Here is a 14,781-nt window from a genome sequence, read left to right on the forward strand (position 1 = left end):
TTTTACGGCAAGTGTTAATGTTAATTCGGTTAGATACTATATCGTCGTTTTAACAATTTGGCATGGCTTTTACTAACAAATGTCTTTTAAAAGTTTTTCAAGGAGATTACCCGACTCATGGCAGGCTCACCCAACGCATCCAATATGGTTGTCGGGCTGGATATTGGAACGTCCAAGGTCGTCGCGATAGTCGGTCAACCCACCGATGATGGCGGGATTGAAATTGCGGGTATTGGCTCCCATCCATCACGCGGCATGAAGCGTGGCGTTGTGATTAATATTGAATCGACAGTTCAGTCCATTCAGCGCGCGGTTGAAGAAGCTGAGTTAATGGCTGGGTGTGAGATTCATTCGGTTTATGTAGGCGTTGCGGGTAGCCATATTAGCTCAATGAACTCAGATGGCGTTGTGGCCATTAAAGAGCGAGAGGTTACGCCTTCCGATATTGATCGCGTCATTGATTCTGCGCGTGCACGTGCAATTTCTGAAGGGCAGCGCGTATTACATGTACTGCCCCAAGAGTTCTCTATTGATGCTCAAGGTGGTATCCGTGAGCCATTAGGTATGTCGGGCGTCAGACTAGAGGCGCAAGTACACCTAGTGACGGCTGCTATGAATGCCGTGCAAAATATTGAGAAGTGTGTACGACGTTGTGGTTTGGATGTTGATGCTATTATTCTTGAGCAATTGGCCTCCAGTATGGCGGTGCTCACCGAAGATGAGCGTGAATTAGGCGTGTGCATGGTAGATATCGGTGGTGGTACGACGGATATGGCCATTTTTACGGAAGGTGCCATTCGCCACACTGCCGTTATCCCGATCGCCGGTGACCAAGTGACCAATGATATAGCGATGGCATTGCGTACACCGACGCAGCATGCTGAAGAAATAAAAGTAAAGTACGCTTGCGCACTAACACAACTTGCTGCAAGTGATGAAATGATCAAAGTTCCCAGTGTAGGGGATCGTCCGGCACGCGACTTATCTCGTCAGGCACTTGCTGAGGTGGTTGAGCCGCGTTACGAAGAACTCTTTACGCTGGTGAGAGATGAATTACGCCGTAGTGGCTATGAAGATATGGTGGCTGCTGGTGTTGTGCTAACCGGTGGCACGTCGCGTATGGAAGGCGTGAGTGAATTGGCAGAGGAAATTTTCCATATGCCGGTTCGCATTGCTTGCCCACAAAATGTCAGAGGTTTGGCGGATGTGGTGCGCAATCCTATTTATGCGACGGGCGTAGGTTTACTGCATTACGCATTGCAGGAAGCGCGACATGGGCAAGGCTCAGAGAGCCACGGGGGAATTGTTGCCGCTCACAAAGAGCGCAGTGAATTAGCCCGGCGTGATATCAAGGAAGGCTATTCGGCGCTGGCGAAAATCAAAGGCTGGTTCAAAGGAAATTTCTGACAGGGCCGCAAGCGCGGTTCAGGAGACGGGGCTTATGTTCGAATTGGTAGATAACGCACCCTCGAGCAGTGCGGTCATCAAAGTAGTTGGTGTTGGCGGTGGCGGCGGTAATGCTGTTAACCATATGGTTGAAAGCAACATCGAAGGCGTCGAATTCATTTGCGCTAACACTGACGCTCAGGCGCTGAAGCGCGTATCCGCAAAAACTGTTTTACAGCTTGGCGGGGAGATCACTAAGGGGCTGGGGGCTGGTGCCAACCCTGAAGTAGGTCGCCAAGCCGCGATGGAAGACCGTGATCGCATCGCTGAGCTTTTGAATGGTGCGGACATGGTGTTTATCACTGCTGGCATGGGTGGTGGCACAGGAACGGGGGGTGCTCCGGTTGTTGCTCAAGTCGCCAAAGAGCTGGGGATCTTGACGGTTGCTGTTGTTACGCGTCCCTTCCCGTTTGAAGGCCCGAAGCGCATGCGCGCAGCAGAGGAGGGGATGAAAGAACTCTCTGAGCATGTTGACTCGCTGATCACGATTCCAAACGAAAAGCTGCTCTCTGTGCTTGGCAAAAATGCCACGTTGTTAACCGCCTTTAGTGCTGCGAACGATGTGTTGCTAGGCGCAGTTCAGGGGATTGCAGAGCTGATAACGAGCCCTGGTATTATCAACGTCGACTTCGCTGACGTGCGTACGGTGATGTCAGAGATGGGTATGGCGATGATGGGCACTGGTGGGGCCACCGGTGAAAATCGCGCTAGGGAAGCAGCTGAAAAAGCCATTCGCAGTCCGTTGCTTGAAGATATCGATCTACATGGCGCGCGCGGCATTTTGGTTAATATTACAGCAGGTCCCGACCTATCCATTGGTGAGTTCAATGATGTGGGTGCCACCGTTCAAGAGTTCGCCTCTCAGGAAGCAACGATTGTCGTGGGTACCTCTATTGACATGGAAATGACCGATGAGCTGCGCGTCACTGTGGTGGCAGCCGGACTAGATGGAAATAAAGGGAAAGTAGCGGCGCGTGAGCCGGTTCGTCGTTCTGCTACGGACTCTTCTTCAGATTACCGCAAGCTGCAGCAGCCCACGGTAATGCGTCAGCAAGCTACGGCTCGCGCTGAAGCACCTGAGCCCGCAACCAAACCGCGCCCTGAAAAACGCCGCACACCAGAGGCTGATGACTATCTAGATATTCCTGCATTTTTGCGCCGTCAAGCGGATTAACGGTGCTGCTGGAAAGTTCCCCGAGACAGCAAACGATAGTTTTGTTGGTTAAAACGATCGTTTGCTGTTAAAGTGAACACTGTTTGATAACCTTCATCCCCTCGCGGTATTAGTCGGCTCCCCTGCCGGTAACCGCCGTCATTAGAGTTCGACCACTGCTTATGATCAGACAACGTACATTACAAAACGTCATTCGCGCCACTGGAGTGGGTCTGCACTCTGGTAAGAAAGTCCATTTAGCGTTGCGTCCGGCGCCAGCTAATACGGGTATCGTGTTTGTTAGAACCGACCTGGATCCTGTGGTGCATGTTCCCGCCCGTGCCGAGCTAGTAGAAGATACGATGCTTTGCACTGCACTTTCATACCAAGGTGTGAAAGTGGCAACGGTTGAGCATTTGATGTCGGCGTTTGCAGGGCTAGGTATCGACAATGCGTATGTCGATGTCAGTGCGCCTGAAGTACCTATCATGGATGGTAGTGCCAGCCCTTTTGTATTTTTAATTCAATCGGCGGGTATTCTCGAGCAGGATGCTGCTAAGAAGTTTATCCGAATTAAGCGCCGTATTACGGTGAGTGATGGCGATAAAGAAGCCGTGTTCTTACCGCATCAAGGGTTTAAAGTCTCTTTCAAGATAGATTTTGACCACCCCGTTTTTGAGCAACAAAAGCAAACGGCATTGATTGATTTCTCGACAACGTCTTTTGTTAAAGAGGTCTCCAGGGCGCGTACCTTTGGCTTTATGCGTGATCTGGAATCCTTGCGTTCCAACAATCTTGCATTAGGTGGAAGCCTGGATAATGCAATTGTGCTAGACGACTATCGCATCGTGAACGAAGGTGGTCTGCGTTACGACGATGAGTTTGTGAAGCACAAAGTTCTCGATGCTATCGGTGATCTATATCAGCTGGGCCATAGCTTGATTGGCGAATTTCGTGGTGTTAAATCCGGCCACGCGCTGAATAACCTGCTATGTCGTGAGCTTATGGCTCATCCCGATGCTTACGAAATTGTGACGTACGAAGATGAGAAGGCGATCGCGCCTATTTCTTACGCTGCACCCGCTATGGCATAAAAAATATGGCGTAAAGAAAGGGTGTGTTAAAGCGTATAGGCAACTTACTAGAATATTGGTTGAAAAAACGAATTCGCGCCCCATCTATAAAGCATCGCTTAAGCGATGCTTTATGCGTTTTATGGCAACCTTTATTGTTCATGTCCGTTACGCAGCGGGGCATGGGAGGCCAAGCGCTCTAAGGCGCCTTTAAGTGCAGGGTCATCGGTGTCCTTTGCGCATTCGGTTAAGGTTTTTGCTGCCCCTTCAGATAGTGTTCGCGTATAACGTTTGGGGCTTTCTATCGGTCGCACTGGACGCACCTTAAGTGTAAAGCCAGTGACACTCTCAAAGCCAGGTAGCTGGTGGAGTAGCGTGATTAATCGGGGCTGCTCGTAGCGAAGCCATGTTAACCAGCTTGCCTGACCACTAATAAGCGTCAAGCGACCGTCGCGAAACCCGCCTACGAAGATATGCTCGCGCATTTCCTCTGGAAGGTGAGCGCGTAAGTGCCGCTGCGCATGGTCAATCAAGCGGGAAAGGCGCATAAGCTGTCCAACGTCGCTAGACTTAGATAGCAGTTGGGTGATGGGCTGTGCGCGCGAACGCTTAACCTTTATACTCATATGCCTAAATTCCGAGATACCTGATAAACGTCGTAATGGCGAACAGAAGAATTCTATCTCGTTGTTGCCACCTAAGAAGAGCCTAACACGCTCAGGAGCCAGCCCACAGTATGTCATCAACGTTAGATGTTTTGTCTGCTTCGCCGAGGCGCCATCGTCGCCATGGCCTAGCGCGTTGGTGGCTGGCAAGCCTGTTGGTGGGCTGTTTGTTGCCCGCCAGCTTACATCCTTTAGATGCGCTTCGAGGCGGCGAGCGCAGCGTCATTATCTGTTTTTGGGTGCCCGCGATATTACGCGCTCAATCTCAATGGATTGCAAAAAAGCGCCGAGCGATGCGCCAGTGGGTGCAAACCCAGGTGAGTCAGCTTCCTGCCGTTTCATCTGGTTCTGGTTATTTTCCCTTCATTACGCTGCGTTTAATGACCACGATTGATATGCATGCGCCACGTGGTCCACCTGTTTTGCGGCCGATTCGTTAAGTTCAACTTTTATTCGCCTTATATACAGGGCGCACCTAGATGGCGCTCGTGAAGATCTGGAACTTTCATGATTAATAATTTGTTACGCAAAGTGGTTGGCTCTAAGAATGATCGCGATGTTAAGCGCATGCAAAAAAATGTACTCAGCGTTAACGCACTAGAGTCATCGTTAGAAGGGTTGAGTGATACTGATCTGCAGGGAAAAACAGCGCTGTTACGCCAGCAGCTAGAGGACGGGGCGACGCTAGATAGTTTGTTGCCAGAAGCCTTTGCTGTTGTTCGTGAGGCCAGTAAGCGCGTCATGGGAATGCGCCATTTCGATGTGCAGATGGTGGGTGGCATTACCTTGCATCGTGGGCGCATTGCTGAAATGAAAACTGGGGAGGGTAAAACCCTGGTGGCTACTTTGGCAGTGTACTTGAATGCATTGCCAGGTAAAGGTGTTCACGTCGTCACCGTTAACGATTACTTGGCACGTCGTGATGCTGAGTGGATGCGTCCGCTGTATGAATTCCTTGGTCTGTCAGTAGGCGTTATTTTTGCTGGGCAAACGGGTGAAGAGAAACGCCATGCCTATCAGTGCGACATTACCTACGGCACAAATAACGAGTTTGGCTTTGACTACCTGCGCGACAATATGGCGTTCTCACTTGAAGATAAAGTGCAGCGCGGTCTCTATTACGCCATTGTCGATGAGGTTGACTCAATACTAATTGATGAAGCCCGTACACCGCTGATTATATCTGGCGCGGTGGATGAGAATACCGATCTTTATGGCATTGTGAACCAGCTGGCCCAGCAGCTAGAAAAAGGCGAGGTCTCGGAAGACGAAGAGGCATCTGTCACAGGCGACTTTCTCCTTGATGAAAAACAAAAGCAGGTAGAGCTTACTGAGCAGGGCCACAATAAAGTTGAAGATCTAATGCGTGCCGAGGGCCTTCTGGGGGAAGGTGAGTCGCTGTATGCCGCGCAGAATCTTAACTTATTGCAACATATGCACTCAGCATTGCGTGCGCGGCACCTCTATCATTTAGACGTTGATTACCTTGTATCTGACGGCCAAGTAGTGATCGTTGATGAACATACTGGGCGCTCTATGCCTGGCCGTCGCTGGTCTGAAGGCTTGCACCAAGCGGTTGAGGCCAAGGAAGGCGTGACGGTTCAGCGGGAAAGCCAAACGTTAGCATCCACCACCTTCCAGAATTACTTCCGCCTCTATGAAAAGCTGGCCGGCATGACAGGTACTGCTGATACAGAAGCCTTTGAGTTTCGTCAGATCTATGGCCTGGATGTGGTGGTCATTCCGACTAATCGTTCGCTGGCCCGTAAAGATCTGAATGATTTGGTCTATCTCAGTGCGGAAGAAAAGTACGAAGCGATTATTAACGATGTAAAAGCAGAAACTGAAGCTGGGCGCCCTGTACTGGTAGGCACGGCATCGATAGAAACATCCGAGTACCTTGCTCGCCTAATGCGCGAGGCGGGCCTAACGTTTAATGTACTAAACGCCAAGCAGCACCAAAGTGAAGCTGAAGTGATTGCTCAGGCGGGGCGTCCTGGTGCTATTACCATTGCGACCAATATGGCGGGGCGTGGTACTGACATTATGCTAGGCGGCAACTGGGAAGCCGAGGCAGCTAAACTGCAAAATCCCACCCAGGCGCAAATTGATGCATTAAAAGCCGAGTGGCAGAAGCGCCACGATGGTGTTTTAGAGGCGGGGGGGCTGCACGTTATTGGTTCGGAGCGTCACGAGTCACGCCGGATTGATAATCAGCTTCGCGGCCGCGCAGGCCGTCAAGGTGACCCGGGCTCCACGCGTTTTTTCCTCTCGTTAGAAGATAGCCTGATGCGGCTATTTGGCTCTGATCGTGTTAAACGTTTGATGCAGGCGCTTGGGCTAGAGCGTGGCGAAGCGATTGAGCATAAGATGGTTTCCAATGCGGTTGAACGAGCCCAGAAAAAAGTAGAAGGGCGCAACTTCGATATCCGCAAGCAGCTGTTGGAGTACGACGATGTCGCTAATGATCAACGTCGTGTTATCTACGAACAGCGTAATGAAATTCTTAGCGCAGACGATGTTTCTGATGCGGTAATCGGTATTCGTGAAGAGGTGATGGAAGATGCCATCAGTGATTTTGTACCACCTCAGAGCCTCGCAGAACAGTGGGATCTTCCAGGGCTGGAGGCGCACCTAAAAACCGAATTCAACTTGGATGCTCCGGTGGTTCAGTGGTCAGCTGAGGATGAGCGTTTCAGTGAGGAAAAGCTGCGTGAGCGCTTGCAAGTGATGCATCGTGAGGCGTATGAAGCCAAAGTTGAGGCTGCTGGAGCCGCATTGATTCGCCGCTTTGAGAAGCAGGTAATGCTTCAGGTGCTAGATACACGCTGGAAAGAGCATCTGCAATCGATGGATCATCTGCGTCGTGGGATCCATCTTCGTGGCTATGCCCAGAAGAACCCCAAGCAGGAATATAAGCGCGAGTCATTTGAGCTGTTCCAGAATTTGTTGACCAATATCAAAGCAGATGTAACACGCATTCTTAGCCATGTGCAGGTGCGCAAGCCTGAGGAAGTGGATGCCTTAGAGCAAAAACGTCGCGAAGAATTGGCACGCGAAAAGTCGATGGCTGATAGTCGACATGATGATCCAAGCGGCCAAGGCAGTGATGGTGCGAAGGAAGCGCCAGGCGCTGACGGGCGGCCTCTGCGTCGTGAAGGTCCAAAAGTAGGTCGTAACGACCCGTGCACCTGCGGGTCGGGTAAGAAGTATAAGCAGTGCTGCGGCAAACTAAGCTAAACACGCGCGGTGTTATTGAACGTATAGGAGAAAAACATGGCGGTGGGGAATCTGCTCTTTCCGGAATTGCCGCCCCTTAACGGGGTGCGCCTGGGCACTGCAATGGCAGGTATTAAGAAGCCGGATCGTCGCGATGTCGTGGTGATTGAGCTGCCTGAAACGTCCACAGTGGCGGGGGTGTTTACTCGTAATGCGTTCTGTGCAGCACCAGTAATCGTCGCGAAGGCTCACCTTGAGGAGTGCTTAAGCACTGGGCGCGTTCCACGCTACTGGTTAGTTAATACTGGTAATGCCAACGCGGGCACTGGTGAAACAGGCTTACAGGATGCCTATGCTAGCTGTGCCGCGCTTGCTGAGCATGTCGGTGTTAAACAGAGCCAGGTGCTGCCATTCTCGACCGGTGTGATCGGAGAACCGCTGCCTATGGCGCGCTTGCTGGCAGGTGTGCCCAACGCGCTGGGCTCTTTAGCGGATACTAGCCAAGCCTGGCAACAGGCGGGAGAAGGTATCCTGACGACTGATACGCGCCCTAAAGGAGCAACGGTGACTGTCGCGGTGGGTGACCAGCAGGTGACCATCAACGGCATTACCAAAGGCTCTGGCATGATCAAGCCTAATATGGCTACCATGCTCGGCTTTGTGGTGACCGACGCGGCGATTGACCAACCGCTGTTAGCGAGCTTACTTCGTGAAACGGTGGATCGCTCCTTTAACTGCATTACGGTGGATAGCGATACGTCGACCAACGATGCTTGCTTGCTGGCGGCGACGGGCACTGGTGCGCGTATTGAAAGTGACGAGCAAATAGCCATTTTTCGTAATGCGCTACAGCGGGTAATGACCGAACTTGCTCAATCTATTATCCGCGATGGAGAAGGGGCGACTAAGTTTGTGACACTCCAAGTAAATGAGGCGACCACTCGGCAGGAAGCCCTGGATGTTGCCTTTACCGTTGCTCACTCACCGTTGGTGAAGACCGCGCTATACGCTTCCGATGCTAACTGGGGGCGTATTTTAGCCGCCGTAGGGCGCGCGCCGGTTGAGGCATTCGATGTCAGTCACGTGGTCATTGATTTGGGTGACGTCCGCCTGGTTGAAAAGGGGGGGCGCGCCGACAGTTATACAGAAGCAGCTGGCAGTGCTGTTATGTCGCAGGAAGAGATCATCATCCGCATTAATTTGGGTCGTGGTGAAGAGAGTGCCACTGTGTGGACCTCGGACCTATCCCATGACTATGTGACTATCAACGCGGATTACCGTAGCTAGCTGGCAGCAATGATGTGCTAGTGCAGCAATACTGCGCCGTCTTTCATTTAAACGGCACGCACAGAGTGGATTAAGACGTAATGAGTGTAATGGTAAAACGACGAGTTCATGTCGCGGCGGCTGCTATGATCAGCGCCGATCAAAAGCAAGTGTTGATTGCGCGCCGACCTTCCAACGTTGATCACGGCGGCCTGTGGGAGTTTCCGGGGGGGAAGCTTGCACCCTATGAAACGGGTCTCGAAGGGCTTAAGCGTGAGCTTCATGAAGAGTTAGGTGTTGAGATTGTGCGTGCTCGGCCGCTCATCCGTGTTCATCATGAATATCCGGATAAGCACATCTTGCTGGATGTCTGGCAGGTGCAAGAATTTGCCGGCGAGCCGTTTGGGCGTGAAGGACAAGCCGTACGCTGGGTGCCTATGGAGGAATTGGTAAATTACCCCTTCCCAGCGGCTAATCTGCCTATTCTACGTGCGGTCATGCTGCCAACAGATTATTTGATCACTGGTGAAGAAGCAGACGATGAGCGTTTCGAGGCTCTTTTAGAGCGCGCGTTATCTGAAGATGGTATTCGGCTGGTGCAGCTACGCGCAAAAAGCCTTGATGAAGCGGCTTACATTGCTCGGGCTGAGCGTGCGTTGCGACTCTGTCGCGAGTACGACGCACGACTGTTATTGAACGGTGAGCCGTCGCTACTGGATGCCGTTGATGCTGATGGCATTCATCTGACCAGTGCGCGATTAATGAGTCTTGATCGTCGGCCCATCGCTGAAAACAAGTGGCTGTCTGCCTCGACGCACGACCAAGCGCAGCTTTCACAAGCTGCCGTGCTCGGCTGCGATTTTGTAACGCTCTCACCACTGCGTACGACGCCATCTCACCCTGAGGTAGCGCCGCTGGGTTGGCATGACTTCCAGCAGCTAGTCGAGCGTGCAGGTATGCCTGTTTTTGCGTTAGGCGGTATGACGCGCTTTGACGCTAATCATGCTCGTGCGGTGGGGGCCCAAGGCATTGCATCGATCCGCGATTTCTGGAAATAAGCTGGAAACCAATCTGCTGGATTTCATGTTGCCATGCTAATGAAAGCGCCTGTTTCAATGCTGAAGCAGGCGCTTTTTATTAGCTCATTTGATGGCTAAGTGGGGCACGGCGTTAGTCGCGATAACGGCGGGTTAAATCGCCGTAGGCGTCAATTCTTCGGTCGCGTAGGTAGGGCCACATGCGACGGGTGTTCTCGCTGCGCGCCATATCGACGTTTACCACCAGTTGTTGTGTTTCCTCTCCTGCATGCGCCAGCATTTCCCCCTGGGGGCCGCATACAAAGCTGCCACCCCAAAACGCAATACCGTCGCCTACGCCAGAGTGGTCAGGTTCAAAACCAACCCGGTTGGCGACCAGTACCGGTAATCCGTTGGCAATACCATGGGAGCGCTGAATGATTGTCCAAGCATCTTTCTGACGGTTTTTTTCAGCGTCATCATCATTTGGGTCCCAGCCGATGGCAGTGGGATAGAGAAGGAGCTCCGCACCACTTAGTGCCATTAAACGTGCCGCTTCCGGATACCATTGATCCCAGCAAACCAGGACACCTAACCGCCCAACAGAGGTGTCAATGGGCGTGAAGCCTTGGCCGCGTTCGTCATCAGCATCGCCAGGGGTAAAGTAAAACTTTTCGTAAAAGGCCGGATCATCAGGGATGTGCATTTTGCGGTACTGCCCAACACGCCCTTTTGCGCGGTCATAAACGACGGCTGTGTTGTGGTAAAGCCCCGCAGCACGTTTTTCAAACAGCGACCCCACCAGTACAATATCCAGTTCCTTAGCCAGCTCGGCTAGGCGTTGGCCAGTGGGGCCGTCTAGCGGTTCAGCCAAATCAAACAGCGCAGGGTCTTCGTACTGGCAAAAGTAGTGAGTGGCATGCAACTCCTGAAGCAACACCAACTGTGCCCCTTGGCTGGCGGCATCGCGAATGCCTGATTCACTGGCGGAGAGGCTACGTGCTTTATCTGGCCACGCAGATTGCTGAACAACGCCGACGGTCAGTGTGTGTGACATGATGGCTCCTTAGGATTCAGTAAGCGCTGGGGCAAGCGTGCCTTTCGGTAACTGCATGGTTAAACAGTGAAGGCTGCCATGCTGACGAATCACGCTAACACACTCAATCGGAATCAACGCGTGTTCTGGGAATGCCTCGGCCAGTGCCTTGAGGGCGGCCATATCGGCAGGGTCTCCGTAGGTGGGTACCAGCACTGCCCCATTAATAACTAAAAAGTTGGCGTAGGTCGCCGGCAGGCGATGGCCATCTTCTGGATCAAAACAAGCGTGTGGCCAGGGCAGAGCAATCAGGCGATAAGGCTCGCCGTTGCGCTGGCGAAACGCCTTGAGCTCTTGCTCCATTGCTTTGAGTGCGGGGTAATGAGGATCACTAGGATCATCGCAACGGACATAGGCAATGGTGGACGGGTTACAAAAGCGAGCGAGAGTATCTATGTGGCTGTCGGTATCGTCACCTTCTAAGTGACCGTGCGCGAGCCATAACACGCGGTCAACGCCCAAGTCGTCTGCCAGCAAGGCTTCAATATCCGCTCGCGAGAGAGTTGGATTACGGTTCGGATTCAGCAGGCAGGCTTCTGTTGTTAGTAGCGTGCCTTCACCGTCGGTTTCGATGGCACCGCCTTCGAGCACCGTCTCCCGCTTTACAACAGGGCAGGCCCATACGCCAGCATCAGCTAGCCACTGGGTTAGTTGGTTGTCATATGCGGCAGGAAATTTTCCACCCCAGCCGGTGAACGTGTAGTCCAGCATCAGAGGCTGGTTATGCGCATCCATGACGGTGATTGGGCCATGGTCTCTTGCCCAGGTATCGTCTGTCGGTGCGGCAATTAGCAGCAGCTGATGCTTGGGCACACCAGCTGCCTCAAACGTGGCAGCCAAACGGATAACCGTCGCTTCGTCGGGCGCGCTGATCAATACCCGCTGGTAGCGTGCAGTGGCGATCACGATTTGCTCAAGCGTCGCCTCAATACGCGATAGCATAGGCGCCCAATCGCCGTCGGCGCGTGGCCAGGTCAGTTGCAGGCCATCCTGGGGATGCCATTCGGGCAATAAGCGGTGAGTCTTGTTAGTCAACGTCACAGATGCTCTTGATAGTCGAAAAAATGCTTGCCTTAAAGACAAGGATAACGGGCGCAATTTAGGCGCTAGCTCAAGAACATGCAAGCGTTAACGTATCTAAGGGAACGGCAACCAGGGTTGCTACTCTAACCCTGCGTTTGCACATGCAGCCATGCTAAAAAAGCCGTACCATGGATGCTTATTACTAAGGAATGATGCCATGCTTGATCGTTTGCCTTTTCTGGTGGGGCTGCGCTACGTGCGCGCTAAACGCCGGAACCACTTTATTTCGTTTATCTCTCTGACGTCGATGCTCGGGCTAATGCTTGGCGTGGCAGTGCTGATCCTTGTGCTGTCGGTGATGAATGGTTTCGATCACGAGCTACGTACCCGCATTTTGGGAATGGTGCCTCACACTAAAATTGAAGCACGAGAAGGGCTAGTAGAGTGGGAGGCATTGGCCGAGCGCCTCGTTCAGCGTGAGCGTGTGATTGGCGCGGCTCCCTATGTTGAGCAGCAGGGCATGTTTTCGGCAGGGGGGCGTAACCAAGGGGCGATGGTCAATGGCATTCATCCGGATTGGGAAGACAACGTGTCGATCATTGGCAAGCACATGCGCCAAGGCGAACTATCTGACTTAGTGCCAGGTGAATGGAATGTGGTGCTCGGCTCTATGTTAGCGCGTCGGCTGGGGGTGGGGGTCGGCGACCGAGTCACACTGTTGGTGCCTGAGGCATCGATTACGCCCGCGGGCGTTTTTCCTCGCCTGAAACGCTTTACCGTTAGTGGAATCTTTAGCGTTGGTGCGGATTTAGATGCCAATTTAGCGTACGCCAACATTGAGGATATGCAAACGCTGGCCCGTATGGGAGACGCTGTTGGTGGCTTGCGTCTCGAACTTGACGATTTGTTCCTGGCAGGAAGCGAAACCCAGGCAATTTTGAATGAGCTCGGATCAAGTTACCGTGGCACAGACTGGACCTTTTCCCATGGCAGTCTGTTTCAGGCTATTCAAATGGAAAAGCGCATGATTGCACTGCTGTTAACCGTTATTATCGCGGTTGCCGCTTTTAACATCGTTTCCACCCTAGTGATGGTGGTAACGGATAAGCGCGCTGATATTGCTATTTTGCGTACCATTGGCGCGACACCTCGATCAATCATGGGTATTTTCATTGTGCAAGGCTTAGCGATCGGTCTCATCGGGATCGCCGTGGGCGTTGCGGTCGGTATTGTTTTGGCGCTCACCATCTCCGATTTGATTGGTTGGTTTGAAAGTGCTCTCGGTATCCAGTTCCTTGACGCGGGTGTGTACTTCATCAGTGATCTGCCTTCGCGCCTGCATTGGGATGACGTACGCGACATTGTTCTCGCTGCGTTTGGCTTGACCTTCCTTTCGACACTGTATCCCGCCTGGCGGGCCGCTCGGGTCCAACCTGCCGATGTACTGCGCTATGAATAAGGATGCCATCATGACCTCAAGTACACCGCACACGGCAGCGATTATGCTGGAATGCAACGGCCTAACACGTGTTTATAGTGAAGGTCCCCAAGACCTGACGGTATTGGATCAGCTTGATTTGCATGTGCATGCAGGCGAACGAGTTGCCATTGTCGGCAGTTCAGGGTCAGGTAAAACGACGCTTTTAAATCTGTTGGGCGGTCTTGATCGCCCAAGCTCGGGTAGCGTTGTGATTGCGGGAGAACCACTCTCGGGTCTGAATGAAGCGGCGCTTGGGCGTTTTCGCAATCGCTATATTGGTTTTGTATATCAGTTTCACCACTTATTGGCGGAGTTTACAGCGGTCGAGAATGCCGCGCTGCCGCTGATTATTCGCGGACAGCCTAAAAAGGTGGCGGAACAGCGCGCCATGCAGCTGCTTGAACGGGTGGGAATGAAGGCGCGCGCTGATCACAAGCCAGGAGAATTGTCAGGAGGTGAGCGGCAGCGGGTGGCGATAGCCCGTGCGCTGGTAACTGACCCGCGTCTTGTGTTGATGGACGAGCCAACAGGGAACCTTGATCAAACCACGGCGAGCACAATTCTGGCACTGATGGATGAGTTGGCCAAAGAGAGTGCCTGCGCCTTTGTCATTGTCACCCACGATGTCAGTTTGGCGGCTCATCAGGATCGAGTATTAAAATTAGATGGTGGTCGGTTGATTGAGCAAGCAAGTGAATAACTGCTGTTGCTAGCTAATCACGCTTAATCATCAAATTCTGATTCAACGCGAGCCCGGCGCTGTCGTCTCTTCAGGCGGCGGCGCTTCCAGTGGTGCGAAACATGCCATCGCCAAATCAGGCGTATAGCAATATTAGCAACAATCGCCAACACAACGGCGCTTATCAACGACCCTAGTATTAACGCTGGCATGATGTCGTTCATCTGCTCAGCAATCCAGCGGGTTGAAATGCGTGACGGGGCCTCTCTAACAGGTGTTTCCAGCAGGAAACTGCCAACCCGGTAATTAAAATAAAAAATAACTGGCATGGTGAGGGGGTTAGTAATCCACACAAGGCCTATCGAGAGTGCCAGGTTGCAACGGCTAAGGCGCGCGCCCAGTGCCGCTACCACCATCTGGAAAGGGATAGGCAGCATGGCGCAAAAAAGCCCCACGCTAAACGCATTTGCAACGCTGCGACGTGTTAAAAGCCATAAACCGGGATCGGCAATGAGAGGCGCCATAAAGCGTAACGAACGCTGGCGTCGTATCGTGTCTGGTTTTGGCATGTAGCGCTGCAGAAAACGGCGCGGCATTTCAAATACTCTCGTCCGTGGTGCCGCCTATTATCCACATAGCTTAGTGCTTCGGCTATGGTGTAAGCG

General features: G+C 52.5%; 13 protein-coding genes. 9 read left to right on the forward strand and 4 right to left on the reverse strand.

All coding sequences use genetic code 11. From position 1 onward, the window contains the following. The first annotated feature begins 117 nt into the window (after positions 1-117). The 3 genes from ftsA to lpxC all read left to right on the forward strand — a co-directional run bounded on the left by ftsA (position 118) and on the right by lpxC (position 3,693). Positions 118-1,407: a cell division protein FtsA gene (ftsA, locus tag HZS79_RS01335; protein WP_162217579.1), complete on the forward strand. Its 1,290-nt coding sequence runs from the start codon at positions 118-120 to the stop codon at positions 1,405-1,407. Positions 1,408-1,441: 34 nt separating this feature from the next. Then, on the forward strand, positions 1,442-2,620 hold the full coding sequence (gene ftsZ / locus HZS79_RS01340; RefSeq protein ID WP_162217580.1) for a cell division protein FtsZ: 1,179 nt from the start codon (positions 1,442-1,444) through the stop codon (positions 2,618-2,620). Between the two features lie 161 nt (positions 2,621-2,781). After that, positions 2,782-3,693: a UDP-3-O-acyl-N-acetylglucosamine deacetylase gene (gene lpxC / locus HZS79_RS01345; protein WP_162217581.1), complete on the forward strand. Its 912-nt coding sequence runs from the start codon at positions 2,782-2,784 to the stop codon at positions 3,691-3,693. 131 nt (positions 3,694-3,824) lie between these two features. On the opposite strand, the gene HZS79_RS01350 is transcribed toward lpxC, so the two are convergent. Next, positions 3,825-4,298 (reverse strand): DUF721 domain-containing protein, encoded by a 474-nt coding sequence (locus HZS79_RS01350; protein ID WP_162217582.1) that lies wholly within the window; start codon positions 4,296-4,298, stop codon positions 3,825-3,827. Positions 4,299-4,408: 110 nt separating this feature from the next. On the opposite strand from HZS79_RS01350, the gene HZS79_RS01355 reads away from it, so the two are divergent. From HZS79_RS01355 to HZS79_RS01370, 4 genes are all read left to right on the forward strand, one after another. Further along, positions 4,409-4,777 (forward strand): hypothetical protein, encoded by a 369-nt coding sequence (locus HZS79_RS01355; RefSeq protein WP_162217583.1) that lies wholly within the window; start codon positions 4,409-4,411, stop codon positions 4,775-4,777. A gap of 67 nt (positions 4,778-4,844) precedes the next feature. Continuing rightward, positions 4,845-7,577, forward strand: coding sequence for a preprotein translocase subunit SecA (gene secA, locus HZS79_RS01360; protein ID WP_162217584.1), 2,733 nt, complete (start codon positions 4,845-4,847; stop codon positions 7,575-7,577). 36 nt (positions 7,578-7,613) lie between these two features. Next, positions 7,614-8,843, forward strand: a complete 1,230-nt coding sequence (gene argJ, locus HZS79_RS01365; RefSeq protein ID WP_179926867.1) for a bifunctional glutamate N-acetyltransferase/amino-acid acetyltransferase ArgJ — start codon at positions 7,614-7,616, stop codon at positions 8,841-8,843. An 89-nt stretch (positions 8,844-8,932) separates the two neighbouring features. Next, positions 8,933-9,880: a Nudix family hydrolase gene (locus HZS79_RS01370; RefSeq protein ID WP_162217586.1), complete on the forward strand. Its 948-nt coding sequence runs from the start codon at positions 8,933-8,935 to the stop codon at positions 9,878-9,880. Between the two features lie 112 nt (positions 9,881-9,992). On the opposite strand, the gene HZS79_RS01375 is transcribed toward HZS79_RS01370, so the two are convergent. Both HZS79_RS01375 and HZS79_RS01380 read right to left on the reverse strand, forming a co-directional pair. Beyond that, a complete protein-coding gene (locus HZS79_RS01375) occupies positions 9,993-10,895 on the reverse strand; it encodes a carbon-nitrogen hydrolase (RefSeq protein ID WP_162217587.1) in 903 nt (300 codons plus the stop codon). A gap of 9 nt (positions 10,896-10,904) precedes the next feature. Continuing rightward, complete coding sequence (locus HZS79_RS01380; protein ID WP_179926869.1) at positions 10,905-11,975, reverse strand: agmatine deiminase family protein; 1,071 nt, start codon at positions 11,973-11,975, stop codon at positions 10,905-10,907. 199 nt (positions 11,976-12,174) lie between these two features. Here HZS79_RS01380 and HZS79_RS01385 point away from each other — a divergent pair, with 199 nt between their 5' ends. Next, positions 12,175-13,416: a lipoprotein-releasing ABC transporter permease subunit gene (locus HZS79_RS01385; protein ID WP_162217589.1), complete on the forward strand. Its 1,242-nt coding sequence runs from the start codon at positions 12,175-12,177 to the stop codon at positions 13,414-13,416. Positions 13,417-13,426: 10 nt separating this feature from the next. Next, positions 13,427-14,137, forward strand: a complete 711-nt coding sequence (locus tag HZS79_RS01390; RefSeq protein WP_162217590.1) for an ABC transporter ATP-binding protein — start codon at positions 13,427-13,429, stop codon at positions 14,135-14,137. Positions 14,138-14,160: 23 nt separating this feature from the next. Here HZS79_RS01390 and HZS79_RS01395 read toward each other — a convergent pair whose 3' ends face one another. Further along, positions 14,161-14,712 (reverse strand): DUF2062 domain-containing protein, encoded by a 552-nt coding sequence (locus HZS79_RS01395; protein WP_162217591.1) that lies wholly within the window; start codon positions 14,710-14,712, stop codon positions 14,161-14,163. Between the last annotated feature and the right edge of the window lie 69 nt (positions 14,713-14,781).

The organism is Vreelandella zhaodongensis (assembly GCF_013415115.1).
Classification (GTDB): Bacteria; Pseudomonadota; Gammaproteobacteria; order Pseudomonadales; family Halomonadaceae; genus Vreelandella; species Vreelandella zhaodongensis.